At 69.4% G+C, this 26,977-nt stretch carries 23 protein-coding genes; 8 read left to right on the forward strand and 15 right to left on the reverse strand.

Annotated elements, in window-relative coordinates; genetic code table 11:
* Window positions 1-153 precede the first annotated feature (153 nt).
* Window positions 154-1,944, forward strand: a complete 1,791-nt coding sequence (locus tag Ari01nite_RS43650) for an RICIN domain-containing protein (RefSeq protein WP_239163522.1) — start codon at window positions 154-156, stop codon at window positions 1,942-1,944.
* A 40-nt stretch (window positions 1,945-1,984) separates the two neighbouring features.
* Here Ari01nite_RS43650 and Ari01nite_RS43655 read toward each other — a convergent pair whose 3' ends face one another.
* Both Ari01nite_RS43655 and Ari01nite_RS43660 read right to left on the reverse strand, forming a co-directional pair.
* Complete coding sequence (locus Ari01nite_RS43655; RefSeq protein ID WP_203789931.1) at window positions 1,985-2,149, reverse strand: hypothetical protein; 165 nt, start codon at window positions 2,147-2,149, stop codon at window positions 1,985-1,987.
* Window positions 2,150-2,155: 6 nt separating this feature from the next.
* Window positions 2,156-2,671 (reverse strand): hemerythrin domain-containing protein, encoded by a 516-nt coding sequence (locus tag Ari01nite_RS43660; RefSeq protein ID WP_203789933.1) that lies wholly within the window; start codon window positions 2,669-2,671, stop codon window positions 2,156-2,158.
* Window positions 2,672-2,865: 194 nt separating this feature from the next.
* Between Ari01nite_RS43660 and Ari01nite_RS43665 the strand changes: the two genes are divergently transcribed.
* The 3 genes from Ari01nite_RS43665 to Ari01nite_RS43675 all read left to right on the forward strand — a co-directional run bounded on the left by Ari01nite_RS43665 (window position 2,866) and on the right by Ari01nite_RS43675 (window position 6,288).
* The gene (locus Ari01nite_RS43665) at window positions 2,866-3,879 is read left to right on the forward strand and encodes a glycosyltransferase family 4 protein (RefSeq protein ID WP_203789935.1); all 1,014 of its coding nucleotides are present in this window, start codon (window positions 2,866-2,868) and stop codon (window positions 3,877-3,879) included.
* Window positions 3,880-4,033: 154 nt separating this feature from the next.
* Window positions 4,034-5,173, forward strand: coding sequence for a glycosyltransferase (locus Ari01nite_RS43670; RefSeq protein ID WP_203789937.1), 1,140 nt, complete (start codon window positions 4,034-4,036; stop codon window positions 5,171-5,173).
* Window positions 5,170-6,288 carry a glycosyltransferase gene (locus Ari01nite_RS43675; RefSeq protein ID WP_239163523.1) on the forward strand — a complete coding sequence of 373 codons (1,119 nt, stop codon included), beginning with the start codon at window positions 5,170-5,172 and terminating at the stop codon, window positions 6,286-6,288. The genes Ari01nite_RS43670 and Ari01nite_RS43675 overlap by 4 nt, the downstream gene beginning before the upstream one ends.
* Here the strand turns inward: Ari01nite_RS43675 and Ari01nite_RS43680 are convergent.
* Complete coding sequence (locus Ari01nite_RS43680) at window positions 6,240-6,686, reverse strand: hypothetical protein (protein WP_203789939.1); 447 nt, start codon at window positions 6,684-6,686, stop codon at window positions 6,240-6,242. The genes Ari01nite_RS43675 and Ari01nite_RS43680 overlap by 49 nt on opposite strands.
* Before the next feature lie 418 nt (window positions 6,687-7,104).
* Between Ari01nite_RS43680 and Ari01nite_RS43685 the strand changes: the two genes are divergently transcribed.
* Both Ari01nite_RS43685 and Ari01nite_RS43690 read left to right on the forward strand, forming a co-directional pair.
* Window positions 7,105-7,467, forward strand: coding sequence for an STAS domain-containing protein (locus tag Ari01nite_RS43685; RefSeq protein WP_203789941.1), 363 nt, complete (start codon window positions 7,105-7,107; stop codon window positions 7,465-7,467).
* 249 nt (window positions 7,468-7,716) lie between these two features.
* Window positions 7,717-8,862, forward strand: coding sequence for an alpha/beta fold hydrolase (locus Ari01nite_RS43690; protein WP_203789943.1), 1,146 nt, complete (start codon window positions 7,717-7,719; stop codon window positions 8,860-8,862).
* Here the strand turns inward: Ari01nite_RS43690 and Ari01nite_RS43695 are convergent.
* The 9 genes from Ari01nite_RS43695 to Ari01nite_RS43735 all read right to left on the reverse strand — a co-directional run bounded on the left by Ari01nite_RS43695 (window position 8,851) and on the right by Ari01nite_RS43735 (window position 20,730).
* Window positions 8,851-9,324 carry a DUF5994 family protein gene (locus Ari01nite_RS43695; protein ID WP_203789945.1) on the reverse strand — a complete coding sequence of 158 codons (474 nt, stop codon included), beginning with the start codon at window positions 9,322-9,324 and terminating at the stop codon, window positions 8,851-8,853. The two genes, Ari01nite_RS43690 and Ari01nite_RS43695, sit on opposite strands and share 12 nt — an antisense overlap.
* Window positions 9,325-9,585: 261 nt before the next feature.
* Window positions 9,586-11,796: a transketolase gene (tkt, locus tag Ari01nite_RS43700; RefSeq protein WP_203789947.1), complete on the reverse strand. Its 2,211-nt coding sequence runs from the start codon at window positions 11,794-11,796 to the stop codon at window positions 9,586-9,588.
* 656 nt (window positions 11,797-12,452) lie between these two features.
* Window positions 12,453-13,340: a TolB family protein gene (locus Ari01nite_RS43705; RefSeq protein ID WP_203789949.1), complete on the reverse strand. Its 888-nt coding sequence runs from the start codon at window positions 13,338-13,340 to the stop codon at window positions 12,453-12,455.
* A gap of 138 nt (window positions 13,341-13,478) precedes the next feature.
* Window positions 13,479-14,729, reverse strand: a complete 1,251-nt coding sequence (locus Ari01nite_RS43710; RefSeq protein ID WP_203789951.1) for a serine/threonine-protein kinase — start codon at window positions 14,727-14,729, stop codon at window positions 13,479-13,481.
* A gap of 26 nt (window positions 14,730-14,755) precedes the next feature.
* Window positions 14,756-16,930 (reverse strand): bifunctional polysaccharide deacetylase/glycosyltransferase family 2 protein, encoded by a 2,175-nt coding sequence (locus tag Ari01nite_RS43715; RefSeq protein WP_203789953.1) that lies wholly within the window; start codon window positions 16,928-16,930, stop codon window positions 14,756-14,758.
* Window positions 16,927-17,208 (reverse strand): hypothetical protein, encoded by a 282-nt coding sequence (locus Ari01nite_RS43720; protein ID WP_203789955.1) that lies wholly within the window; start codon window positions 17,206-17,208, stop codon window positions 16,927-16,929. Before Ari01nite_RS43720 ends, Ari01nite_RS43715 begins: the two co-directional genes overlap by 4 nt.
* 175 nt (window positions 17,209-17,383) lie before the next feature.
* Entirely contained in the window at window positions 17,384-18,274 is an 891-nt protein-coding gene (locus tag Ari01nite_RS43725; RefSeq protein WP_203789957.1) for a TolB-like translocation protein, read from the reverse strand.
* Window positions 18,275-18,353: 79 nt separating this feature from the next.
* Window positions 18,354-19,676: a nucleoside permease gene (locus Ari01nite_RS43730; RefSeq protein WP_203789959.1), complete on the reverse strand. Its 1,323-nt coding sequence runs from the start codon at window positions 19,674-19,676 to the stop codon at window positions 18,354-18,356.
* Window positions 19,677-19,722: 46 nt separating this feature from the next.
* Entirely contained in the window at window positions 19,723-20,730 is a 1,008-nt protein-coding gene (locus tag Ari01nite_RS43735) for a Gfo/Idh/MocA family protein (protein WP_203789961.1), read from the reverse strand.
* Between the two features lie 475 nt (window positions 20,731-21,205).
* On the opposite strand from Ari01nite_RS43735, the gene Ari01nite_RS43740 reads away from it, so the two are divergent.
* Window positions 21,206-22,090 (forward strand): sugar phosphate isomerase/epimerase family protein, encoded by an 885-nt coding sequence (locus Ari01nite_RS43740; protein ID WP_239163524.1) that lies wholly within the window; start codon window positions 21,206-21,208, stop codon window positions 22,088-22,090.
* A 13-nt stretch (window positions 22,091-22,103) separates the two neighbouring features.
* Window positions 22,104-24,218, forward strand: coding sequence for a PQQ-dependent sugar dehydrogenase (locus Ari01nite_RS43745; protein WP_203789966.1), 2,115 nt, complete (start codon window positions 22,104-22,106; stop codon window positions 24,216-24,218).
* Between the two features lie 136 nt (window positions 24,219-24,354).
* Here the strand turns inward: Ari01nite_RS43745 and Ari01nite_RS43750 are convergent, their stop codons facing one another.
* The 3 genes from Ari01nite_RS43750 to Ari01nite_RS43760 all read right to left on the reverse strand — a co-directional run bounded on the left by Ari01nite_RS43750 (window position 24,355) and on the right by Ari01nite_RS43760 (window position 26,787).
* The gene (locus Ari01nite_RS43750; RefSeq protein ID WP_203789968.1) at window positions 24,355-24,726 is read right to left on the reverse strand and encodes a hypothetical protein; all 372 of its coding nucleotides are present in this window, start codon (window positions 24,724-24,726) and stop codon (window positions 24,355-24,357) included.
* Between the two features lie 236 nt (window positions 24,727-24,962).
* A complete protein-coding gene (locus tag Ari01nite_RS43755) occupies window positions 24,963-25,391 on the reverse strand; it encodes an SPRY domain-containing protein (RefSeq protein ID WP_203789970.1) in 429 nt (142 codons plus the stop codon).
* A 97-nt stretch (window positions 25,392-25,488) separates the two neighbouring features.
* Window positions 25,489-26,787: a delta-60 repeat domain-containing protein gene (locus Ari01nite_RS43760; protein WP_203789972.1), complete on the reverse strand. Its 1,299-nt coding sequence runs from the start codon at window positions 26,785-26,787 to the stop codon at window positions 25,489-25,491.
* Window positions 26,788-26,977 lie beyond the last annotated feature (190 nt).

Consider the following 26,977-nt stretch of genomic DNA (forward strand, 5'->3'; position numbering starts at 1 on the left):
CCAATGTCTGCGTAGTCAATGCGCTTGTCAAGTCCTCTTACCCGCCCTTGACAGCGCCGGTGACTACGTAGACAGTGTGCCCGTAACTACGTAGTCATCAGTGCTTAGCGCTCCCCCGGCACGCTCCGCCCCGTCCCCCGGAAGGAACCAAGGATGACTCTTGCGAAGAAAGCACTCGCAGGAACATTCGTCGCGAGCCTCATGCTCGGAGCGGTCGCCCTGTCGACGATCCCCGCTGCCGCCAGTCCGACGCCTCAGACGTTCTACCAGCTGCCGAGCAACGCCCAGTGCACCAAGGGCCTCGGCAACTGCGTCGTCTACCCGAAGGCCGCCTCGCTGCCGAACGGCCGCTTGGTCGCGGCGTTCGAGAAGGCGACAATCGGCCCGACCGGTTCTGCCTACGATCAGACGATCCCGATCTACAAGAGCGACGACAACAACACGACGTGGCAGCTGTTGGCGAATGTACGGGCACCCGCGTTCATGGGCGGCCCCGCGCGATACACCAGCAACTGGACGAACCCGTACCTCTACGTGATGCCGCAGACCGTCGGAAGCCTTACCGCCGGCACCCTGCTGCTGGCATCGGTTGTCTCCGGCGAGGACGAGTACTTCCGGGAGCGCAAGGCTGCGAACCCCAGCTGGCAGCCGTCCAACGACGGTGACCGCCGCGACATGGCCATCGCGCTCTACCGGAGCACCAACAACGGCGCGTCGTGGAGCTTCGTGAACATCATCGCCACTGGAGGCTGGCAGGGCGGCAGCGCGGGGGCCATCGGCACCAACGTCGCCACCGCCAACAACTCCCGTCAGGTCGACCCCGTGTGGGAGCCGTACCTGATGGTGCACAACAACGAGCTCATCGCGTACTACTCGGACGAGAACGACTACACGGGCTACAACGGGGACGGCTCACTCAACCTCCGCGGCGACAACAACTCCGCCCCGGACTCCCACGGCCAGGTGGTGGCCCACCGCGAATGGGACGGCAACACCGCAACGCCGTGGAGTGTGCCGTACGCCGACGTGGCCGGCGGCACGCAGACCGTCGCCGGGATGAACCAGATCGGTTCGGGCCGTCCCGGCATGCCCAACGTCGTGCCGACCACGAACGGCCAATGGCTGTTGACGTTCGAGTACTTCGGCGGCGGCCAGAACGTGAAGCAGAAGATATTCGCCGACCCGCTGAACTTCCGCGCGACCGGTGGCGCCGGTGGCACCGACATCGGCGCGCTTCCCGTGACCAGTGGTTCGCCGGGTCTGGCCACCGGCGGCAGCCCGGTCGTCATCCGGCTGCCCGACGGCCGGCTGGTCTACAACGCCGCCGGCAGCGGGGACGTGTGGGTCAACTCCAGCGGCGGCAGCACGGGCCCGTGGACCCGCCAGACCACGCCGGTCGGCGCCGGCTACAGCCGGAATTTGACGTGGCACCAGCCGTCCGGGCGAGTAGTCATCCTGTCGGCAGGGTGGCCCAACGGCGGAATCATCACCCAGGTCGACATCGCGCCGGGCAGCGGCAGCGGCGCCTACTACGAGCGGATCACGAACCGCCACAGCGGACTCGTCGTCGATGTCAACGAGCACTCCACGGCCGACGGTGGCAACGTCCAGCAGTGGACCTGGAACGGCACCGACAACCAGCAGTGGGAATTCCAGAACGCCGGCGGCGGATACTTCCGGATCGTCAACCGCAACAGCGGCAAGTGTCTGGACGTCAATACGGCCTCGACAGCCGACGGCGCGAATGTCGTCCAGTGGGCCTGCAGCAACGGCACGAACCAGCAATGGCAGGTAGTCGCTACCGGCGCTTTCGGCCAGCTCCGAGCCCGCCACAGCGGTAAGTGCCTGGACGTGAACGCCTGGTCGACGGTCAACGGCGGCAACATCCAACAGTGGACATGCAACGGAGCCAACAACCAGCTGTGGTCGTTTGCGGCCGCGTAAGTCTTGCTTCAGCAGCGGCCCCGCTGGTCACGTGGTGACGCTAACCGACGTCGATCTTGCCGTGGCCGGTGTAGAAGGCGCCCGCCGCCGCCGGCCACGGCAGCACCGGGAACGTGACGCCGGCCAGGACCAGCACGGCGCCGCCCGCCGTCAGGTACCTCGCGGCGGATGGATCGGGCGAGCCTCTCGTCCTGGTCGGGGTCACCCGTGCTCAGGTGCGGGCCATGATTTGGATGTCCTGCATCGCGCTGGCCATCATGTGCAACCGTTGCGCGGGCACGTGGCGGCGCAGCAGCGGAAACTCGTCTCTTTCCTGATCCGCGGCATGGTCGAGCATGGCGCCGGACAGGTTCGCGAACCCGGCGTCGAAGCCGGGGTGCCGCACGCCGAGCCGGCTCAGCTCGGTGAGCGACCGTTCGAGCCCGGCACCCTCCGACTGACAGGTGCGGGCGATGATGTCACCGTTCCGGCTGCTGTTGCGGGCGGCCGGGTGCGCGACGGCGGTTTCGCCGAGTTGGTGCAGGTGGACGGCCTGTAGCAGGGCGGCGAGCGGCCGCTTTTTCCGGTCGCGCCCGGCCTCTCGCACGGCGGTGCACAGCCGTCGGATCTGCTCGTGCTCATGACGCAGGACATCGACGATGTCCGGGAAAACTGTTACCTGAAATGCTTCCATGGCCGGCCCCCAAGGGTGACGGAATGGCGCCGGGGTCCAGGGCGGTGACACCATTTAGGGTACGCGTCCCAGCGGTCCTACTGCCGTGCGCGGCGAGCGTCAGTTACCTCGCTGGCCGGGCCAGGGGTAGGCTGGCGGCAGTCGCTCCAGATCCCGGTGGCTAGTGCCCGACGCCGGCACGTCAACTCAGGGGAGCAGACTATGACGATCGCAACGGCAGCTGCCCTCCTGGCCGTCGTAGCATCCGGATGAGGGTCGGCTTGCTGGGACCCGTGGCGTGGCGCACGCCACCGCGAGACTACGGGCCTTGGGAGCAGGTGACGGGATTGCTCGCCGACGGCCTCGTCGCCGCCGGGGTTGACGTGACACTCTTCGCGACGCTGGACTCGATCACCACGGCCCGGCTCGACGGCGTGTGCCGGCAGGGGTATGCGGACGATGTGTCAACGGACGGCCGGGTTGCCGAGGCGATGCACGTCTCGTACGCCTTTGCCAGGTCCGGCACGTTCGACATCGTTCACAATCATCTCGACTGGCTGCCGCTCGCGTTCGCGGATCATTGCCGGGCGCCGCTGCTGACCACCGTGCACGGGTTTTCCAGCCCGAGGATTCTGCCCGCCTACCGAGCGGCCCGTTCGTCGTACGTGTCGATTTCGGATGCCGACCGCAGCTCCGACCTCGACTATGTCGCGACGGTGTATCACGGCGTGGACGTCGACGGGCTCACGTTTGCTCCGTCCGGCGGGCCGGGCCTGGTGAGCTTCGGCCGCGTCCACCCGGACAAGGGCACCCACACGGCGATCGAGATCGCCCGGCGGGCGGGACGGACCCTCACCATCTGTGGCGTCGTGCAGGACGAGCGGTACTTCGCCGAACAAGTGGAGCCACACATCGACGGCGTCCAGGTCGTCTTTCTCGGCGCGGTCGGCCCGCGGCGTCGTAGCGAGGTTCTGGGCCGGGCCGCGGCCCTGCTGCACCCGATCGACTTCAATGAGCCGTTCGGCCTGTCTGTCGTGGAATCGATGGTGTGTGGCACGCCGGTCGTCGCCTACCGGCGTGGCTCCATGCCGGAGGTGGTCGACGAGGGTGTCACCGGCTACCTGGTGAGCAGTGTCGACGAGGCCGTGGCGGCGGTGGGCGCACTCCGGAAGATCGACCGGGCCGGTTGCCGTGCGCACGCAGGCCGGCGCTTCGGCGCGAATCGCATGGTCACCGACTATCTGGCTGTCTACGAGGGGCTCATCGGCGGACACGGGGTCTGATACCGCTCGCCGCACCGTTTCACCAAGCGTGGCCGGCTGATCGAGTTCGCCGGCCCCGTCAGCCTGCCGCACACGCTGGCCGGTCGACGCTGTCAGCGCGTGAGGTCGGCCGGCGCTCCACGCGCCGGCGGACCGATGACGGAAGGCACGGCACATGACCATCAGGTACGGATTCCTCAGCACCTCCCCGCCCACCAGGTGCGGGCTGGCGACCTTCAACGCCGCCCTCGCCGCCCACCTGAACCCGGACGGCGTCCTCGGCGGCATCGTGCGGGTCGCGACGGACGGCGACGACCCCCGGCCCGTCCCCGGCGTGGTGCACACCTGGGCAGCCGCGGCACCGGCCGGCTGGCGCGACAGCGCCGCGGTGCTGAACACCTTCGACGTCGCGGTCGTCCAGCACGAGTACGGGATCTACCCCGGCCGGGACGGCGGCGACGTGCTGTCCGTGCTGCGCCGGCTCACCGTGCCGAGCGTGGTCGTTCTGCACACCGTGCTGAGTCGTCCCACCCCGCGGCAGAAGTCGCTGCTCGAACAGATCGTGGCCGCCGCGGGCGCGGTCGTCACCAGCACCGTCGCGGCACATGACCGGCTGCTCATCGGCTACACCGTCGACCCCGCGAAGGTCTCCGTGATCCCGCACGGTGCCTCCGACCACGCCGGCGCCGCTGTCCGGCGCAGCGAGCAACCGCACCTGCTCACCTGGGGTCTGCTCGGACCGGGAAAGGGCATCGAATGGACGCTTCGCGCCCTGGCCCAACTGCAGAAGCTCCGACCCGCGCCGGTCTACACCGTCGCCGGCCGGACCCATCCCAAGGTGGCCGAGCTGCACGGCGAGGCGTACCGGGCGAGCCTGCACCGGTTGGGCGCGACCCTCGGCATCGGGCACACGGTGACATACGTGTCCGCGTATCTCGACGACGCGGCCCTCGGGAAACTCATCCGATCCGCCGATATCGTCGTGCTGCCGTACGACTCCACCGAGCAGGTCACCTCAGGGGTCCTCGTCGAGGCCGTGGCGGCCGGCATCCCCGTCGTCGCCACCGAGTTTCCGCACGCCGTGGAGCTACTCACCGACGGACCCGGGCTGCTCGTGCCGCACAAGAACCCGGCCGCTCTCGCCCGTGCGATCCGGCGGATCCTCACCGATCCCGCCTTGGCCGCCACTATGCGCGAACGCTCCGGTCCGGCCGAACTGACGCTCGGATGGCCCGCGGTCGCCCAGCTTTACCACGCCCTCGCCGCACGGCTGGTCACCTCCGGCACCACTCCCGTCGCGCAGGTCGGCGCATGACGGTCGCCGGGCCGGTTCTGATCACATCGACGCGTTCCGGCGCCGTTCCGGTTCCTACCTTCGAGCACCTCGCCCGGCTGACCGACGACACCGGGTTGTTCGAGCACGCCCGGCACGCCACCGCGCGCCGCGAACACGGCTATTGCACCGACGATGTCGCGCGTGGGCTGGTGGTGACCAGCCGCGAGCCGGACCCGGCCCCGGCGGTACTCCAGCTCACGGAGCGGTATCTGACTTTCCTCACCCACGCGCAGGACGCGCACGGCGCCTTCCACAACCGGCTCGGCTTCGATCGGAGCTGGACCGACCAACCCGGCCTCGGCGACTGGTGGGGACGAGCCTTGTGGGGGCTGGGAACCGCAGCCGCCCGCAGCCCGGCCTCCTGGATCCGCAAGGAAGCCGTCACAGCGTTCAACCATGGAGCTTCCTGCCGCTCCACCGCCGTGCGCGCCATGACTTTCGCCGCGCTCGGCGCCGCCGAGCTGCTCCGTGTCGATCCGGACAATGCGCTCGCCGCGGCCCTGCTGGCCGACGCCGCGGCGGCCATCGGGCAGCCCGGTCCCGACCCGAGCTGGCTGTGGCCGCACGAGCAGCTGACCTACGCGAACGCCGCCCTCGCCGAAGCCGTCATCGCCGCGGGCAGTCTCCTCGACCGGCCGCCGATTCTGGCCGCCGGCCTGCGGATGCTGGCCTGGCTGCTGGACACCCAGACCAGCGCCGACCATCTTTCGGTCGTCCCGGTGGGCGGCTGGCAACGCGGTGGTCCCCGGCTACGCCACGACCAGCAACCGATCGAGGTGGCCGCGCTGGCCGACGCCTGCGCGGCTGCCGCCGCCGTCACCGGTGAGCACGCCTGGCGGCGGGGGATCCGCCGGTCCATCGCCTGGTTCCTCGGCGACAACGACGTCGGCGCAGTCATGTGGGACCCGGAAACCGGCGGTGGTTACGACGGGCTGACCGTGCACGGACCCAATCTCAACCAGGGAGCCGAGTCCACCCTCGCCCTCATCTCCACCCTGCAACACCGGATCCCGCGGGATACTTCTCGATCTCCAATAAGCTCAGGTCAGGACCGGTCTCCGGATCGGCTGTCGAGTATCTCCGACAGTTCCTGAGCGAGCTGCCCGAGGGATTCTCCGCGGTATACGCCGGCCAGCTCGTCGAGCAGCCGGGCGGCGACCGTAGCGTGAGCGGCCGTCAGCATCATCGTTGGTTCCGTGGACCGGCCGGCGAGATGTTCTTGCAGGTGCTTGACGTATTCGTCGCGGTTGAGTGGGTTGCCGGCACGATCGCGTGCGGCTGCCGTCGGCCGTGGCGGGACGGTCCCGGCGGCCGGGGCCGTGCTGAACCGGGCGTGCTCCGGGCAGTAGTCGGTGTTGCGGATCGGGTCGGACGTCCACCCCGCGGCGTGATCGCGGGCCCAGGATCGGGCATCCGCATCATTGCGCCACGCCTCGATGACGGGCGGCTCCAACTGGACCGGACATCCGGCCACGTCGCAGCTGAGCACCACCCGCCGCAGTGTTCTTCCGCCCCCGGAAACATGAATGCTCATTGGAGCCCACTCTCTGGTCGCGCACCGGGGCCGGACGGAGCCGGTGTTCTGCTCGGCGGGACCGCTGCTGTGCAGGTCGCACAAGTCGCTCGAAGTCGATGCTACGCGCTCTGACCTCGCTTGCGCTCATCGGTGATCGGTGCTGCACCGCATCCGGCGAAGAGGCCCCGCCGCGGCCTGGAGCGGGGCCGCTCCCTGGCGACAGCGGTCAGCCCTCGACGCTGCGAGTAGTGTGACGATTGTTACCGCATCAACGTGCGCACCTTGTCGAGCCCGCAACGCCAGATCTTTGGACTGTTGCCTCCCCGGCCACGGGTCCAGCCCTTGCCCGCCCCATCACGCACTCCCTTGAAGTAGTCGTTGGGTCGGAGGAATCATGTCCACCACGTTCACGCCACCGGCGCTGCTGCACATCGACACCAGGTGCCCGCCGGGAGGAACCGCCCACGTCGCCCTGATCGGCGAAATCGACCTGTCGAACGCGGACGGGCTGCGCGCCAGCCTTCTCGAGGTCTTGTTCGCGCGGCATCCCGACCGCATCGAGGTTGACCTTGCCGGGGTTACGTTCATGAGCTGCGGCGGACTCAGTGCCCTCGTCGGTGTCGGCAACGTCGCAACCCGTACCGCCTGTCAACTGCGGATCAAGTACCCGCAACCCGTCGTGCGCAGGGTCCTGGAGCTGACCGGCCTGCTCGGCGTCCTCACCGCAGGGTACGACCAGGTCCGCCCCCGCAATTGACCCCGGCGTCGCAACGGCACCCGACGGCGCCCGGACGGGGCGGGGTTCCGTCGGCGTGTCGGCATCCGGAGAAGCGGGGTACGGTTCGTCAAGCCGTTCCAGGGTGAACAGCCCTCGTAGCGGGTAACAGCAGGTATGTTCTGGCCCCGCACCGCACGCATGAGCCCTGCCCAGAGGCGTATGACCCGTGCTGCCCCCGTCCCCGCCGGCGGATTCACCAGCGCCACGGGGACGGTGCGTGGTTTGCATATGCACGTACGGCAACACATCGATCCGGGCGCCACGGCCCCGGCGTGGTTGCTCCTGCACGGACTGGCGGTGTCGCACCGATACCTCATGCCGACCGCTGCCGCATTGCCCGGCTCGGTGTTCGTTCCCGACCTGCCCGGCTTCGGCCTCTCCGGCAAACCAGCCGGCGTGTTGACCGCCGAACAACACGCCGGGTTCGTCGCCGCCTGGATGGAGGCCGTTGACCTCCGCGGCGCCCATGTGCTGGGAAACTCGTTCGGCTGCCAGATCGCGGTCGAGCTGGCAATCCGGCGCCCCGACCTGGTCGCCTCGCTCATCCTGGTCGGGCCGACCGTCGATCCGGCCGCGCCGACCGCTGCCGCTCAAGTCCGCCGCTGGGCGTTCGACCTGCTCCGCGAGGACCCGCGCCAGATACCCATGATCCTCTCCGACTTCCGAGACGCCGGACCGCGGCGCATCCTGCGCACGCTCGAGCACGCCGTCGGCCATCACATCGAACGCCGCCTCCCGCTGGTCACGGCGCCGATCATGATCTTGCGAGGCCAGCACGACCCCATCGCCCCTCCCGAGTGGGCCGCCCGCGCAGCGTCCCTCGCCCGCACGGGAGATACCGCTGACGTGCCCGGGGCCGCGCACAACGCCGTGGCGACCGCCGGCGCGGTGGTCGCCGCGCAAGCTGCCGCATTCGTCGCAAGCCACACCGCACCCGACACTCCGCCCACCGCCCACCGCGTCGGGAAACCAGGCGGGCCCTCGCCCGACGACCGCAGTATGCCGCTGGAACACGCCACGCCGGCCGCCCAGGCCCGGCGCCTGGCCCAGCAGGTTCTCCACGACTGGAACATGAAGGACCGCACCGAGGAGGTCCTGCTGGTGACCACTGAACTGGTCCAGAACGTCACCCGGCACACCGACGACGGAGGTGAACTCCATCTACGCCGCCAGGACGACGCCATTCTGATCGAGGTCACCGACTCGAACCCGCAACCACCGATGGTGAAGGCCTCGTCTCCCGCCGAACCCGGTGGGCGAGGGATGCTCATCGTTGCCGCCACCGCACGGCGGTGGGGAAGCCGACCGGTCCGCTGGGCTGGTAGAGCGGGAAAAACAGTCTGGGCGGAGATCGCCCGACGGCTACCCAGTTGACCGAATGCCTCCGCTGACGCCGCCTGCTGCCGCGTCGCCCGGAATCTCGACGTCGTGCGGTGCGAGCCTGCCGCCCTCGTTCTCCCACCTGTCCTCGCCGCTCCGCGTGCCGGTGCGATGAGATTTAGCGGGTACGACCAGCAGCGTGACGGTGTCGCCGTCGGCGCAGATCGCGGTGAGCATCGTCGGTGACCGGTCGGCGAAGTAACCGAGACTGACCGCACGGTCGGCGACGGTGATCTGATGTGGTCGCCGGCTCCAACCGGCGGCACTCAGCAGCAGCCGGACGACCGGTCCGTGCACGCCGTTGAGGGCGGGCACCAGGCCCGGAAGTTCGGCTTCGGGGGTTGCGGAGCGCGGCCACCAGCAGCCGTCGAGCGTCATGTGGTGGTACCGGGTCGGACCGAGCCGCACCCGGACGGTCCCGCCCCGGCCGGGGCGGTCGTCGATCAGCATCGTCATCGGACTTCCTGTCGTCGGAACTCGGCTGCTCCGCGTCGGTGCTGCTCACCTTCAGGGAGCGCCATGCCGGCGAGAGAGAAGGGGCGGATGAACGCGGTATGCCGTGACCGCGAACTGCTGGCCACCAAGGTCCGGGGCGACACGATCACCTTACGCCGGTTAGCACCGCACCGCGAGGAGCGACCTCGACCGCGGCGACGCACCGGCGGCCGGTGCGGCCTCGTTCAGGTCCATCTTCGTCGGGGTCGGCGACCGGCGGTCTCAGCAGCGCTGGTCACCGGTACCACCGGTCGTGGGGGTGGCCGTCGACTGCAAGCCGCCGGGGCGGACTGTGCCCGTGGCGTCGCGGACGCAGTCGCGGGCTGCCTGAGCCATGGCTTCCGGGGTGATGCCAAACTCGCGGTAGAGCCGCTGATAGTCGGCCGACGCTCCGAAGTGCTCCAGGCTGACGATGCGGCCGGCATCGCCGACGATCTCGCGCCACCCCTGGCCGATGCCGGCCTCGACGCTGACCCGGGCCCGCAACGCTGGAGGCAACACCTCGTCTCGGTATGCCGCAGGTTGCTGGGCGAACCATTCGCGGCAGGGCATCGACACCACCCGGGCGGTGAGGCCCTCGGCGGCGAGCAGGTCGCGGGTGTCGAGCGCGATCTGCACCTCGGAGCCGGTGCCGATCAGCAGGACGTCCGCGTCGTTTCCCGCTCCGGCCAGGACATAACCGCCGCGCGCCGCGCCGTCGGCCGAGGCGTACGCGCCGGGGCCGCGCTCGAGCACGGGCAGGCTCTGCCGGGTCAGCACCAGCCCGGCGGGCCGGTCGCTGTGTTCCAGGACAGTCCGCCAGCACACCGTGGTCTCGTTGGCATCAGCGGGTCTCACGACGTCGAGGCCGGGGATGGCCCGCAGCGCGGCCAGATGCTCGATGGGCTGGTGGGTGGGCCCGTCCTCGCCGAGGCCGATGGAGTCGTGGGTCCAGATGAAGATGGCGGGTAGCTGCATGAGGGCGGCCAGGCGGACGGCGGGCCGCATGTAGTCGCTGAAGATCAGGAAGGTGCCGCCGTACGGGCGGGTCAGGCTCTGCAGGGCGATCCCGTTGAGGATGGCGCCCATGGCGTGCTCGCGGATGCCGAAGTGCAGAGTCCTGCCGTACGGACCGCCGGTCCACTCGCGGGTCTGCCGGCCGGCCGGGATGAAGGAGGGCTGGCCAGCCATGGTGGTGTTGTTGCTCTCGGCGAGATCTGCGGATCCGCCCCAGAGCTCGGGCAGAACCGGCGCGAGCGCGGCGAGGATCTCCCCGGAGGCCCTGCGGGTGGCGATGCCCTTGGCGTCCGGCTCGAAAGTGGGCAGGACCGCGGTCCAGCCCTTGGGCAACTGCCGCTTCCGCAGCCGGTCCAGCAGCGCGGCCCGGTCCGGGTGAGCGTCACGCCAGGCCTCGAAACGCGACGACCATTCCTGGTGCAGGTGGGCACCGCGGGCGACGACCCCCCGGGTGTGCGCCAGAACCACGTCATCGACGGCGAAAACGACGTCCGGGGCGAACCCGAGCATGCGCTTGGTCGCAGCGACCTCGCCGGCGCCGAGCGCGGCCCCGTGGGCCTTGCCGGTGTTCCGCATGGTCGGGGCCGGCCAGCCGATGATCGTACGCAGTTGGATCAAAGACGGCCGGCCGGTCTCCGCCTTCGCCACCTCGATCGCGGCATGCAGTGCGTCGACGTCCTCGACGTACGCTCCCGTGCGGGTCCAGTCGATGGTCTGCACGTGCCAGCCGTACGCGGCATAGCGGGCGGGGACGTCCTCGCTGAAGGAGATGCCGGTGTCGTCCTCGATGGAGATGTGATTGGCGTCGTAGAACACGACGAGGTTGCCCAGCTGCTGATGGCCGGCCAGCGAGCTCGCCTCGGCGGTAAGACCCTCCATGAGGTCGCCGTCGGAGGCGATCACGTACACGTGATGGTCGAAGGGGCTGCGGCCGGGTGCGGCGTCCGGGTCGAGCAGGCCGCGCTCACGGCGTGCGGCCATGGCCATGCCGACGGCGCTGGCGAGTCCCTGACCGAGCGGCCCTGTCGTGATCTCGACGCCGCGGGTGTGCCGGTATTCGGGGTGCCCGGGGGTAGCGGATCCCCAGGTGCGAAGGGCCCGCAGGTCATCCAGCTCCAAGCCGTATCCGCTGAGGTAGAGCTGACTGTAGAGGGTGAGGCTGGTGTGCCCGGCGGACAGCACGAACCGGTCCCGGCCGAGCCACTGGTCGTCATTCGGATCGTGGCGCAGCGTGTCGTGGAAGAGCAGGTAGGCCAGCGGCGCCAGGCTCATCGCGGTACCCGGATGGCCGTTGCCGGTCTTCTGTACGGCGTCGGCGGCCAGCAGGCGGGCGGTGTCCACGGCACGGACATCGAGGGCGGTCCAGCCCACGACGTCCGCGATCGGTGCCGGCACCTGCCGGGGGTGCGTGGTCGCGGAGTGGCGGAGCTGGGTCATGGCGATCTCCTCGGTGGTACGGGCTCCGTGGGCGGATAGTCCGGTCTGACTGGGAGAGGCCGGACGACACATCGCGCCGCGATCGGCAAGGAAGACATGGCTTCCACGATCGGACGAGGTGACCACCTCGACCGGAGAAGAGCGCCGAACGCGCTGGACACCGGGCGATAACGCCGCCTACCCGGGGGGTGCCCTGCGTTCGGGCTGATAAACACGCGTGCCGACGCCATCGGGGTGCGGATCGGGCATCAGGTTCGGCCGTGCGAGCGCGACGGGCGACTGCCCTGCGGGTCGGCGAGATCCCCCCTTTGTCGTCGACCCGCAGGACGAGCCGCGTTACCGAGGAATGCTCCGGGAACGTGGCCTCGAGCTCAGAAAGAACCCGATCCATCGATATGACATCGATGACACCAGGGTCTGGGGTGACATCAGGAGAGACAGGTGTTTTCCTGCTGTGGACCCTATCGGGCCGGGCTTCCCGTTGGGAAGCCCCCACCGTCGGCGGACCTGGTCGGGTCGACCCCGGAGCACGCCGCACCGTGGGCTACAGCGTGGACGATCGCGATCGGCGGCATCGTCCACGCCACCGTGGCTCTCCTGTCGTCGCTCCCTCAGCTGGGCGGGAACCAGCTTCCGGAAGCACGAAACCCGCTCGATCAGACGGCGGGCCGCCAACTGCTGGGGATGCCGGGCACTGCGGTGGAATGCCGGTGACTGCCGTCGCGGCGCATCAGCCAGATCACCGGGTCAGTGGTAACGCCGGGGAAGTCCGGGTCGTGGGCGCCCGGGCCGCGGCCGTAGGCCAGCCAGCGGCCGTCCGGCGACCAGACCGGGCTGGTCTCCTGGACACGCGGCGTGTTGGTGAGTCGGCGCACGGCACCCGAGGACGCCGCGACCAGCCACAGATCACCGAGCGCCTCGACCGCGATCGAACGGCCGTCCGGGCTCCAGTCCAGCCGGTACGCACCCGGCAGTGCGGCGAGTTCGCGGGCGCTGGTCCCGTCGGCATGGTATGTCCGGATGCCGAGCATGGTCGCGGTGGCGAAGCGGCGGCCGGCAGGTCCCCAGGCCGGGACCAGGTCGTCGTACACATTGGTCAGGTTCACCCAACCGGCGGCATACCCGTCCCGGTGGACCGCGACGATGGCGCCGCCCGACTCCGCGGCGATCCACCGGCCGTCCGGCGACCAGCGTGGGAACGCCGGGACCGACCCGCCGTCGACCAGCCAGCGGTCGTCGGTGCCGTCCGCGGCCATGCTGCGGATGCTCCATTCCTGTATGTATGCGATGCGGGCGCCGTCGGGCGAGTAGTCCGGTGAGGAACCCCAGAACAGCTGCCTTCCGAAGTCCTGTCCGCCGCGCCCGTCCGGCCGGACGCTCTTGAGCGCTCCGAAGCCGGCCGACGAACCGTCGAACTCGAGGTACAGGATGCGCCCGCCAGGTGCCGGACGGGCACCTGCCGCCGCGGGTGTCGCAGCCCCCGCTGTCACTGCGAGCAGACCCGCGAGCGCTGCGAGCGCGATGGCGCGCTGTCGACGGTTCATGGTCGATCCCCTCCTCACGAAGCAACACCGCGATTCGGGGTCCGGAAATCACGAGGACACGCCTCACACTGCTCCACGAATCGCGGGCGGACAAGCCCTGGACCGTGCCCGTAGGAAGTTGGCGCCACGCCGTGGCGATCAGGCCTCACTTCGGTCGGGGTCGGCCGCCGCCGACGGCGGCGGTTCAGTGGTCTCCGCCTGCGTGGGTGCTGTGGTGGGTGGGGGCGCCGTCGGACTCGGCGTCGGCGTCGGCGGGCGCGTGGACGGCGTCGGATCGGGGGTCCGTCTGGTGGTACGCGTCGGACGCGCCGGTGTCCGGGTGCTCCCGCCGTCAGCCGGCCGGGTGGAGAGGGCTGGCGATGAGGCGACCGACGGCGCGGACGGTCCTGATGTGGCGGGGTTCGGGGTGCGGGGAAGCCAGCCGAACGGGTCGGTGAAGGCCACGGCGGTGCCGGCGCCGAGCAGCACCAGCAACGCCGCCAGCGCGAGGACGACCTGCGGTCGGCGGTGGTTGTCCGGCGAACCGTCCGGGAGAACACCAAATGCGGCGGTCTCCTCGTTCCCCGGAGCCGCGCCCGCGGCGCGATCGGCGGCGGCGGCCATCGCGGCGGCCGACCGGAACCGGGCTGCCGGGTCCTTGGCGAGGGCAGTGGTGACCAGGCTGCGGGCCGCAGGCGGGATGTCCTCGGGCAGCGGCGGCGGATCGTCGTTGCGGTGCTGCATGGCGACTATCAGCGGATTGTCGCCGAGGAACGGCGGGTGTCCGGACAGACAGTGGTAGGCCACGGCGCCGAGTGCGTACACATCGACGCCCGGTCCGAGGGTGCGTTTCGACACCTGTTCCGGTGCGATGTAGTCCGCGGTGCCGATCACTTCCCCCGCGCCGGTGAGTGCCGCGGACCGGCTGGACCGGGCCACGCCGAAATCGACCAGGACGACGGTGCCGTCCGAGCGGATGATCATGTTGGCGGGTTTGACGTCACGATGGAGAATTCCGGCGTCGTGGACCGCCTGCAGCGCGCGAGCGGTCTGGGCCACGACGGCCATGGTGTCGGCCAGGGTGAGCCGGCCGCGCTCCGCGATGCGCCGGTCCAGCGACTGTCCGTCCACGTAGGCCATGACCAGGTACGCGCCGTTGCCGGGTTCCCGTCCGAAGTCGTACACGTCGACGACGCCGGGGTGGTGCAGTGCGGCCATGGCGTGGGCTTCGTGCTCGAACCGGGTCTGGAACTGGGAGTCGACGGCCCGGTCGGGGCGCAGTGTCTTGACCGCGACCTGACGGGCCAGCACGGTGTCGGTGGCCAGCCACACGTCGCCCATACCGCCGGAGGCGATCCTGGCGTCGAGCCGGTACCGGCCGGCGAGTAACACTCCGGGCTCGTGCGGCATCGCGGGTTTCTCCCTCCGCCGTTCGCTTAACCGGTCCCGGCCGGGACGGTGACCTCGCCGGTGCGGCGCATCTTCTGCCAGCGCAGTCGCCGCCCCGCCACGGCGGTCAGCGCCGAGTGGATGAGGACCAGATACATGAGCTGCCGGTAGGCCACCTGCTGCAGCGGCAAGGTCCACAGCGGGCGGAGCGGCTCACGGTCCAGGCGGAAGGCGACTACCGCCGTCACGGCCTGCACGACCATCATCGTGAGCCAGCCCACCGCGACCTCCCAGCGGTCGAGAAACACCAACCCGTACAGGGCCATGATGTCGAGCAGCGGCGCCAGCAGCGGCAACACCACCGTGAACAGGGTGATGACCAGGAGCCCTCGGCGCCCGAACCGGCCGGACGGCCCACCCTCGAGCACGGCCCGGCGGTGCTTCCACAACGCCTGCATCGTGCCGAAGCTCCATCGGTACCGCTGTTGCCACAGTTGACGCAGACCGGTCGGGGCCTCCGTCCAGGCGCGTGCGGAATCTTCGAAGACCACGCGCCAACCGGCCCGCTGGACGGCGATGGTGAGGTCGGTGTCCTCGGCGAGTGTGTCGACCTTGAGGCCGCCCGCGTCGATCAGCGCCTGGCGGCGGAACGCGCCCAGCGCACCCGGGATGGTCGCGATGCAGCCCAGCGTGTCGTAGAGCCTGCGGTCCAGGTTGAAGCCGACGACGTACTCGATGTGCTGCCACTTGCCGAGCAGGCCGCGCCGGTTGCCGACCTTCACGTTGCCGGATACCGCGCCGACGTGTGGGTTGGCGAACGGCTGCACGATCCGGTGGACCGAGTCGGGCTCCACCACGGTGTCCGCGTCCACCATCACGATCAGGTCGTGGCGGGCGAACGCTACACCGGTGTTGAGCCCGGCCGCCTTGCCACCGGGCGGGGTGCGGATCACCCGGACGTTTCCCAGGCGCAGATCCCGCACCACCTTCCCGGTTTCGTCGGTCGAGGCGTCGTCCAGCACGATCACCTCGACACCGGGATGCGCCGACAGAGCGAGCGAACGCACCGCCGGGCCGATCGTCGTCGCCTCGTTGAACGCCGGAACGATGATCGTGACCGGGTCGGTCACCGGCGGGCCCCAGGACCAGGACGCGCCGCGGCGCCGGCGGGCGTGACCGGCGGCCAGGCCGAGGAGCAGGGCAGTACGGACGAGGATCAGCGCTCCGGCGCAGAACAGCAGGATCCAGAGCAGCCGGAGCACCAGGTCCGCGGCGTGGATCATCCACACCAGCGCCCAGCCACGGGCCTTCGGCGCGAGGCCGGCGGGCGGGTTGGCCGGCGGGATCCGCCCGGCCAGCGCCTCGGAGACGGTGCTGAACCGGTAGCCGCGTTCCTGCAGGCGGGGGATCAACCGGTCCAGGGCGGCGACGGTTTGCGACCGGTCCCCACCGGCGTCGTGCAGGAGGACGACCGCTCCGGCGCCGGCGCGTGGTGTCGCCTGCCGGACGATCGTCTCGGCTCCCGGCCGTCGCCAGTCCTCGCTGTCCAGGTCGTTGAGCACGGTCAGGTCGCCCTGGTGGGCAGCCTCCCGCAGCGTCGGAATGTCGGCGTTGTCGAGGGCGTCGGCCACGGAGGAGTACGGCGGGCGGTACAGCGTCGTCGAGCGACCGGTGGTGTACGCGATCGCGGCCTGAGTCGTGGAGTGCTCCAGCCGGCGCAGCCAGGCCGGCAACCCCGGCACCCGCGGATGGGTGAAGGTGTGCACGCCGATCTCGTGTCCCTCGGCGACGACCCGGTCGGCCAGGCCGGCGTTCCGGACGACCTGCGAGCCGATCACGAAGAACGTGCCATGTACCCGGTGCCGGCGCAGCACCTCGAGAATCCGTGGAGTCCACTGCGGGTCGGGCCCGTCATCGAAGGTCAGCGCGATCGTCCGGGCCGGCATCCGATAGGTGCGTGGCGAGTCGCGGGAGAGGTCGATGACCGGCCCGCCGGAGCGTATGGCCGCGGGCACGGCACCGGCCGGGCGGCCGTCCTGGGCCGAACTGTCCGGGGCGAACTCGGCGCGGAGATAGGCCTCCACCACCAGCATGTTGCCGATCAGCGCGAACAGCGCGAAGACGACCAGGACCCGGAGCAGCAGCCGGCGCCGGCGCAGCGCCGGGATCTGCCCTGTCGTCAGTCCGGACTCGGCGGGACGTTCGCCGTGATAGATCGTCATCGGGGTGCACCGCCGCTGATCTGGCTGAGCCAGAAGGCCAGCAGCGCCAGCAGGAGCAGAAACACGATCCCGTACGACAGCCGCCGCAGGCGCCGGCGACGCACCCGGCTGTCGTCGGCGAACACCGGCGTCGGCAGTTCGTCCAAGCGAACCACATCCGTGGGGGCGTGCTCGTTCGGCCGCACCCGGCCGACCACCCGGCTGACCCGCACCCGCCCCACGACCCGTCCCACCGCGCGGGGCGTCGGTCCTCGTCGGGTCCGCCGTTGCAACGACATGGGTGATCCTGACTTCGGCCGCAGCCGGAATTGCGTGCTCGTGAACAGCCCCGTGCGAGGAACGCACCTGATCGCTGCGGTCGCGCCACGGTCAGCTACCTGCCACCGGGTTCTGGGGCGACACGTCCGACCCTACGCCTGTCCACGCCGGCCGGCAGCGGCGCCGGATGCCGCCTCAGCCGGCCGCGCGCCAGCTGCTGGGGACGCCGGGCACGGCGGTGGAATATGCCCCGCGACCGTCGCGGCGCATCAACCAGATCACCGGGTCGGTGGTGACGCCGGGGAAGTCCGGGTCGTGGGCGCCCGGGCCGCGGCCGTAGGCCAGCCAGCGTCCGTCCGGCGACCAGACCGGACTGGTCTCCTGCACCTCGGGGGTGTCGGTGAGGCGGCGGACGGCGCCGGAGGGAACCGTCACCACCCACAGGTCGCCGAGGGCCTCGACCGCCAGCGATCGGCCGTCCGGGTTCCAGTCCAGCCGGTACGCGCCGGGCAGCGCGGCGAGGTCTCGGCCGGATACCCCGTCGGCGCTGTACACCCGAACAGCGGCGTAGTTCGCGGTGGCGAACCGGCGGCCGCCGGGTGCCCACGCCGCGACGAGGTCGTTGCTGTCGTGCGCGCTGGTGAGGTTCACCGGCGGCACGGAGGATCCGTCCCGGTGTACGGCGACGATGTCACCCCAGCTCTCCACGGTGATCCATCGGCCGTCCGGCGACCAGCGGGGGAAGCCGATCCCCAGATTGGGCGCGCCCAAATTCCGGTCGTCACTGCCGTCGGCGGCCATGTGATGAACGTTGATGTCCCGCAGATACGCGATCCGGAAGCCGGTGGGTGAGTAGTCCGGTGACGACGCCCAGAACAGCTGCAGACCGAAGTCCTGCCGTCCCCAGCCGGTCGGCCGTACGCTCTTGAGCGTTCCGCTGCCGGCGGTCGAGCCGTCGAAATCGAGGTAGAGGATGCGGCCGCCGGGCGCTGGCCGAGGTGCCGCCGCGGCCGGTGAACTCAGCACCGTCATCGCCAGCAGGCCGCCGAGTGCCGCGAGAGTGATCGTGCGCTGTCTTGTGCCCATCGTGAACTCCTGTCGGTACAGCAGAGCGGCGTGACCCAGGGTCGGGAATCACCGGGACACCCGACCATCCTCCCCGCCGTCAGGTATTGCTGGAGTGCGGCCGCTCCTCCCGCGGGACTGCCGTTCCGGGTGCTTCCACAGTTGTCGTCGAAGCGTCCAGCGCCGTCGCCTCGGTCACCTCGCGCCGGTCCTTGAAGAGAATCAGGAACAGAATCATCACCACGCCGGCGATGGCGGCCGGGATGATCCAGATCTGTGTCCAGTTGTGGCCGTCGGCGGTGGCGAAGCGGTCGACGATGGGGCCCGCCAGGAGCGAGCCGATCAGGATGCCGACGCCGTATGTGGCCAGGGTGATCAGTCCTTGGGCTGCGCTGCGGAACCGATGACCCGCGAACTTGTCGGTGTAGATCTGCCCGGCGACGAAGAAGAAGTCGTAGCAGATGCCGTGCAGGACGATGCCCAGCAGGAGCATCCAGTAGAGGTTCCCGGCGTCGCCGAAAGCGAAGAAGACGTACCGCAGACCCCATGCCGCCATGCCGATGGCCAGCGTGAGCTTCACCCCTAGGCGTACCAGGAGGAGTGGCATGAGCAGGAGGAACAGTACCTCGGAGACCTGCCCGAGCGACTGCACCGCAGCGGCGGACCGTACGCCCTGCTCATTGAGGAAGAGGTTGGTGAAGTTGTAGTAGAACGCGAGTGGAATGCAGATCGCGATGGAGGAGAGGAAGAACACCAGGTAGGAACGGTTCTTCAGGAGACCGACCGCCTCCAGTCCGAGGATGTCCCGGACGGTCGCCTTCTCGCCGTGACGGGTCGGTGGGGTGGCGGGCAGCAGGAAACTGAACACACCCAGGATCAGCGACGCGACGGCGGCCATCCGGAAAGTCGAGGTGAGTTGTCCTTCCTGTTCCCAGGCCAGCCAGCCGATAGCCACTCCGGCGACGATCCACCCGATGGTGCCGAGCACCCGTACCGCCGGGAATTGCTTTTCCGGATTGGTCATCTGACGGAACGAAACGGAATTTACCAGGGCCAGCGTGGGCATGTAGAGAATCATGTACGCGAGGATGATGGGAAAGAACGTCTCGAACGTGGACTGGTTGGAAGCCCAGAACAACAGCGCGGCACCGGCGATGTGCAGGACGCCGAGCACTTTCTGGGCGGAGAAATATTGATCGGCGATGAGGCCGATGATGAATGGTGCAGCGATGGCGCCGAGAGACTGGGTCAGGTAAGCGAGGCTGATCTGGCTTCCCGAGGCCGACAGGCTGGTGTCGAGGAACGTGCCCATGGTGACGAACCAAGCGCCCCAGACGAAGAACTCAAGAAACATCATCAAGGAGAGCTTCAGGCGCGTGGCGCTGCTGATCCTGCCTTGAGGCTGAGCGGTCGAAGCCGTCATGTGGTGTCTCCTCAACGAAGTGGTCGGCGCGGTGGAGATCCGGGCCTCATGCGGGTACCTGCACCCAGCAGCCGCCGGCCGCGGAGGTCAGGACGGCGTCGGTGACCAGGGCGGCACGCAGGCCGTCGTCGAACGTGGGGAGCCCGTCGGGCGGAAGACCCGCGGCGGCGGCGTAGACGTCGGCGACGAACGCGGTGAAACAGTCGAGGTAGCCCTGCGGGTGGCCGGCCGGGACGACGTTGTAGCGGGCGGCGTCGCCGGTTGAGGACTCGCCGCCGCGGTGCACGACAGTGTTCTGCTCGCGCTCGCCCACCCACAGCGAGTCGGGGAGTTCCTGGTCGAACTGCAGCGATTGGTCCGCACCGTCGAGCGAAAACCACAGTCGGTTCTTCCGGCCGGGTGAGACCTGGCTGATCACCATGGCACCGATCGCTCCGCGGTCGGTTTCGAACATGACCGTGGCGGCGTCCTCGGTGTCCGGCTGGGGGTGACCGATCCCCCGTGGGACGGTCGTCATACGGGCGACGAGGCGGGTGATGCGGTGCCCGGTGGTGAATTCGACGAGGTCACACCAATGCACTCCGATGTCGCCGAAGGCGCGGGAACCGCCGCCGAGCGCCGCCTCGAGCCGCCAGTCGTGGTCGTCGGGACGCGACAGCCAGTCCTGCAGGTAGGACCCGTGCACCAGGCGCAGGGCGCCGACATCGCCGCGACGTACCCGTCCGCGTGCGTCCCGCACGGTGGGGTAGAAGCGGTACACGAAGGGCTTCTCGCAGATCACGTGTTTGCCGGCGGTGATCGCGCGCTCGGCCACCGGCGCGTGCAGGTGATTGGGCGTGCAAATGTGGACGACCTCGATGTCGTCAGCTTCGACAAGTTCGGCCACGGACGAGGCCGGTCGCTCCGCCGACAGCCGGACAGCGGCGGCTGCCGTCGAGGTCGCGTCGCGGGAGGAGACAGCGACGAGGACACCGCCGGCCGCCCGTACGGCGCGCGCGTGGACCTCGCCGATGAAACCGGCACCGACGATCCCGGATCGGGGGCGATCTGCCACTGTGCATCCCTCAAATCGTCAGTGATGGGGATCACACTTTGCATCCGTAATAGCACGTCCGGGTGGAGCGCGCACGCCGGCCACCTCGACGACCGCAAGCGAATCATTAGATATGGAGATCATTTCTGTCTCTTTATGCAGCTGCATGAAGGGAGCTGTCAATACTCGGACGTCGAAGTCGTCCTCTGTCGTGAAAGGTCACCCTGTTCACCCATCGCGAAACGTCGATCGAGACATGTGATGCCCTTCACAGGCATTGGCAATGGTGGTTAGCTCACACATGCGCCGCGTCTCTTTGCGGCTGCCGTTGATTGTCCTTTTGACGCACCTCCAGACCGCAGCGCCGACGTCGTCGCGGTCCGCCCTTTCGCGGGCCGGGAAGGAGAGGCACATGTACACCGCTCACACCGATGGGGTGAAGTCTGCCGAGACGGGACGGCCGGTCGGCCGACGCGATCTCCTACGCTCAGGCGCTGTGGTGGTCGCGGCCGCCGGCGCGGCGAGCCTGGTCGCCGCGCCCGCCGGGGCCGCGCCCGCCATCCGCTCCGCCTCCGCCGGTCGCCGGCGGGTCCCGGTCGACCGGATCAGCATCCAGCTCTACACCGTGCGCGACGCGCTCGCGGACGACCCGGCAGGCACCCTCGCGGCGCTCGCCAACATCGGCTACACCAGGGTCGAGGTCGCCGGGACCGCGGGCCTGACGGCGGCCGCCTTTCGCGCGTTGCTCGACGCCAACCAGATCCGGGCCACCTCCGGGCATTTCGGCATCCCGCAACCGTTCGACGCGGCCGCCTGGCGGGCGACACTCGCCGACGCCCGCACGCTGGGCTGCCGCTACGTCGTGCATCCGTTCTTCGGTGTCGGTCCGAACGGCCCGATCCGGGACGCCGCCGTCTGGCGTGCCTTCGCCCAGGACCTCAACCGAGCCGGCGCCATGGCCCGTGAGGCCGGATTCCGGTTCGGCTACCACAACCACCACTTCGAGTTCCTGCCGCTGGGTGACGAGTCCGGGCGGACGGCGTTCGACCTGCTCACCACGGTCACCGAACGGCGCCTCGTACACCTGGAACTTGATCTTTACTGGTCGTGGCGCGGTGCCGCCGACCCGGTGGACGTGATCCGCGCGAACCGCGGACGAGTACTGCAGTTCCACGTCAAGGACATGAACATCGACAGCGGATTCGCCGACCTGGGTACCGGCCTGATCGATTTCCGCCGCATCTTCGCGCAGTCCGACCTGGCCGGGGTCGAGGAGTACATCGTCGAGCGGGACGACGCCGGTACCGGCGACCGGGAGCCCGAGGACGCCCTGGACACCGCGGCCGTCGGCTACCGCTTCCTGCGGAACATCCGGTTCTGACGCGATGATGGCCATGGCGAACCGGAGCACACCGAGACGAAGCACCACCGTGGCCGTGCTGACCGCGACGTTCGCCGGGCTTACCGGCGTGACGTCGCTGCCCGCCGCCGCCCACCCCGGTCACGAGCCGGCACCCTTACCGGCCGACCAGTCCGCGTTCCAGAAGGTGACCCTGAACGACCGGCCCGGCGAACCGATGAGCCTGGCCGTGCTGCCCGACCTGCGGGTCCTGCACACCGCCCGAACCGGCCAGGTGCGGATCAACGACCCGCGCACCGGGCTCAACCCCATCGCCGCCGACGTCCCCATCTACCAGCACGACGAAGAGGGCCTGCAGGGCGTCGCCATCGACCCGGACTTCAAGCGCAACGGCTGGGTCTACCTTTACTACTCGCCGCCCGGCACCACCCCGGTGGACGACCCGGACACTCCGGACGTCAACGAGGGCGACGCGCCGACTACCGGGACCCAGGCCGACTGGGACCGGTTCAAGGGCGTGCTCCGGCTGTCCCGGTTCAAGCTGCGCGGCAACACCCTCGACCTGGGCAGCGAGCAACAGATCATCGATGTGCCGGTGGATCGCGGCATCTGCTGCCACGTCGGCGGCCAGATCGACTTCGACAGCAAGGGCAACCTCTACCTGTCCACCGGTGACGACACCAACCCGTTCGAGTCCGACGGGTACGTGCCACTCGACGACCGCGAGGGCCGCAACCCCGCGTTCGATGCGCGCCGCAGCGCCGGCAACACCAACGACCTCCGTGGCAAGCTCCTGCGGATCAGGGTCAAGCCGGGCGGCGGATACACCGTCCCGCGCGGCAACCTGTTCGCGGCCGGCACACCCGCGACCCGGCCTGAGATCTACGCGATGGGCCTGCGCAACCCGTTCCGCTTCGACGTCGACCCCAGGACCGACCGGGTCTACATGGCCGACTACTCACCGGACGCCGACCACCCGGACCCCGAGCGCGGGCCCGCGGGTCACGGCCGGTGGATGGTCATCGACAAGCCCGCCAACTACGGCTGGCCGTACTGCGTCACGCCGACCATCCCGTACCGCGACTACGATTTCGCCACCGAGACGGCGGGGCCCGCGTTCAACTGCGCCGCGCCGGTGAACGACTCGCGGTACAACACCGGCCGCCGCGTGCTGCCGCCGGTACAGCAGCCAGAGGTCTACTACTCGTATGACGAGTCCCCGCTCTTCCCCGAACTGGAGACGGGCGGTATCGGCCCGATGGCCGGACCGGCGTACGACTACTCGTCGCGGAGCCGTTCCCGGTTCAAGTGGCCGCGGGCGTTCGACGGCAAGCCGCTGTTCTACGAGTGGACCCGCGACTACGTCAAGGCGTTCTCGCTGACCCACGGTGAAGTGACGCGGATCGAGGACGTCGCGCCGGACGTCGTGTTCGACAACCCGATGGACATGGAGTTCGGGCCGGACGGGGCGCTCTACGTGCTCGAATACGGCGACGGGTTCTTCTCCGAGAACCCGGAGGCCCAGCTGGCCCGGGTCGACTGGACCCGGGGCAACCGGACGCCGGCGCCAGTGGTGGCGGCCGACGTCGTCGCCGGCCTGGCACCGCTGACCGTGCGGTTCAGCAGTGCCGGCACAGCGGACGCCGACGGTGACGCGTTGCGGTACGCGTGGGACCTCGACGCTGACGGCCGGGTGGATTCGCGGGAGCAGAACCCGTCGTTCACCTACACCGAGAACGGCGTTTACGAGGCGACGCTGATCGTCACCGACTCGACCGGGCGGCGGGCCTGGGCATCCGTGCGAATCGTCGTCGGCAACACGATCCCGGTGGTGACACTCACCGCGGAGCCCGCGGGCGGCACGTTCCAGTTCGGCGACCTGGTCACGTTCACGGTGACGGTCGAGGACGACGCACCGATCGACTGCGCGAGGGTCACCGTGGCCTACATCCTCGGACACAACGAGCACGGGCATCCGCTCAGCTCCACTGCCGGCTGCTCCGGCTCGATTCAAACGTTCGTGGACACGGGCCACGCCGGCGCGAGCAACCTGCGTGGCGTCTTCGTCGCCAGCTACACGGACGAGCCGGAGGGCGGGCTGCCGCCACTGAGCGGATCGGACGAGGTGGTGCTGACACCCACTCCATGACGTACCGATGAAAGGCGGGGCGCTGTCCGCACCGGGCGGCGCCCCGCTGACCAGTCGTTGTGACGGACTGCGCCGGTGGAGAGAACTGTTGGCCGAGTCCTCGCCCTGGCCCGGCTCGCTGAACGTCGCCACCTGGTCACACCGGCCACCGCGTGACAGGTCTGCCGAGCAGGAATGCCAGTTCCAGTTCGGCGCAACTCGGCCGCAGACCGGGAGCCGGATCCGAGTTGCTTGCTTGCTGCCGCGTGTCCAGGTCCGCGTCGGCGAGGCGCCGGCGCAGGATGTTCTTGATCCACTCCATCGCGTCGATCTCCGGACCGCTGTGACAGCCCGCAAGCCACCACACCTCCACATAGGTGGCCGCGAACACGGTCGCCGACCGGTCCGCGTCCAGGCGGGACGCGATTTCGGCGCGAACCGCACCGGACGTGCGGTCGAACAACAGGATGAAGGCGTCCCGGCTGCCGCGTGAGATCGCCGCGACTGTTCGCTGATCAACAGCGTTCATCGGCCTCAGCCGCACCGGCCCGGCTCGCGCCGGTGATCTTCGCTTCGCGGACGGCTGTTCGCATGATGCGCTCCCGAGACGAACGTCGGAGATTTGCCGCCGGGATCTGGAGCGACCTGAGCTCTGTCGAGCCGCCTGGAACGTTACGGGCTACTCGGCACCAGAGCCATAGGGATCCTCATCCGGGTGACGGACCGGTCGGCTCAGACGGTGCCGGGGATCTGCGGCGGTTTGTCTCAGTGGTGCACCCGGAACTGAATGCGTTGTTCGAGGTAGTCGATGTTGTACAACACGATGTAGGCGGTGCCGTCGGGAACGTTCCGGGCCAGGACCGTGCGGTGCCGGCCGCATGCGGTTACCGGTTCGGTGTAAGTGAGACTGCCGTCGACCAGCGGGTAGAAGCCGAGCAGGAAGGTCTGGCAGCGGTCGGGCGGATTGGCCGGGTCCTTGATGTGGGACACGCTGATCGTGCGGCATCGGGAGGCCGGCACGGTGAGGACCTCGGTGGCGACACGCCCGCCCTCGTAGAAGCCGGTCTCGGGCTGCACCGACACGCATTTACGGTGGCCGTGGTGACCGGTGCCGGTGGCGGAGGCTGCGGCGGGTACAAACGCGGTGGAGAGGACGGTTGCCAGGATGGTCAGAAGGTAGGTGATGCGTCTCATGGTGCAGAGCTCCGTTCGTGGCATGGAGGCGCGGCCGTACGACGGTGGTAGGCCCGCGGGACAACTCCAGCGGGGGCGCCCGTCGGCACCCCACCGGTCAGTCGTTCCGGTAACGGGCGAGGGCGAAGTCCGGTGTGTCCCCTGTCTGGGCATGGCCGGCGACGACGAGTCTGCCGTCGGGCTGGACGGTGAGCGCGTTGGCTTGGTCGCGATCACCGGCGAAGTCCGTGGTGACCCGGCCGCCGGTACCGAAATGGGTGTCGAGCGTGCCGTCGTGGCGGTAACGGGTCAGACCGACGTCGAATATGAGACCGTCGATCGGGCCGGTGATGACCGAGCCGGCCGCGACGATCCTGCCCCTCGACACGGCCAGCGCATTGATCTGGTTGATGTTGACGCCACCAGGGTGGAACGTGGTGGTGGTCCGGCCGGCGACGCCGAAGCTTGTGTCCAACGTGCCGTCGCTCATGTAACGGGCCAACGCGAAGTCGAGATCGGCGCCGGTGCTGGTCGCGGTGGTGGCATACCCGCCAGCCACCAGCTTGCCGTTCTGCAGGACCAGCGCATAGGCCGCGTCGGCGGCGTTGTCACCGCCGCCGAAGTCCGTGACGACCATGCCGTCGTTGCCGAAGCGGGTGTCCAGCGAGCCGTCGCGGTGGTATCTGGCCAGGGCGAAGTTGCTGTTCGAGGAAATGGCGCTGACGCCGCCGGCGACCAGTTTCCCGTCAGTCTGTACGACCAGCGCGTGGGCGCGGTCGTCGCCGGTGGGACTCGTGAACACGCCTCCGCCGGTCCCGAAGCTGGTGTCCAGGCTGCCGTCCGGAAGGTAGCGGGTGAGCGCGAAAATCGTTGACAGTTCTGGACCAGAGCCGCGCGTGGACTGCCCCGCGGCCACCAGCCTCCCGTCGGGTTGCCGGATCAGTGCGTAGGCGATGTCATCCCCGCCAAGATCGGTCCGGACCAACCCGCCGACACCGAAGCTGAAATCCAACGAGCCGTCGCGATGGTATCGAGCCAGGGCGAAGTCGGGCAGTTCCTCCGGGGAGGCCGCCGTGTATCCGGCGGCCACCAGCTTTCCGTCGGGCTGCCGGATCAGTGCGTGCGCGACATCGTCGAATCCGAGGTCGGTGGCCACCTTGCCCCCGGCCCCGAAGGTGCGGTCCAGAGAACCGTTCCGGTGGTATCGGGCCAGCCCGAAGTCCGACCCGGACGACCCCGCCGCCACCAGCTTGCCGTCGGGCTGCACGATCAGAGCATCGGCCGTGTCGCCCGCACCGAGGAAGTCGGTGGTGACCTTGCCGCCGGTGCCGAAGGTGCGGTCCAGCGAGCCGTCACGGTCATGCCCGCGGGCGTGGGCGGAACTCGGCGCGGCGAGTAGCCCTGCGACCAATGCCACGACCGGGATCAACCGGGTCGATGCTCGCTTCCCGGGGCCTGCAGGAATCGGCGCCTGCGCGGAACTGTCCGGCCACGGACCGGTCATGGGAGACCTCCTGTCACGGCTGCATGCGTGACCGAGGTCCGGGGTCACCCGACGAGCCTTAAGAGTTCCACCCATCACCGTTCCTACACCTCTTCGCAGAAAC

The organism is Paractinoplanes rishiriensis, assembly GCF_016862375.1.
GTDB classification, from domain to species: Bacteria; Actinomycetota; Actinomycetes; order Mycobacteriales; family Micromonosporaceae; genus Actinoplanes; species Actinoplanes rishiriensis.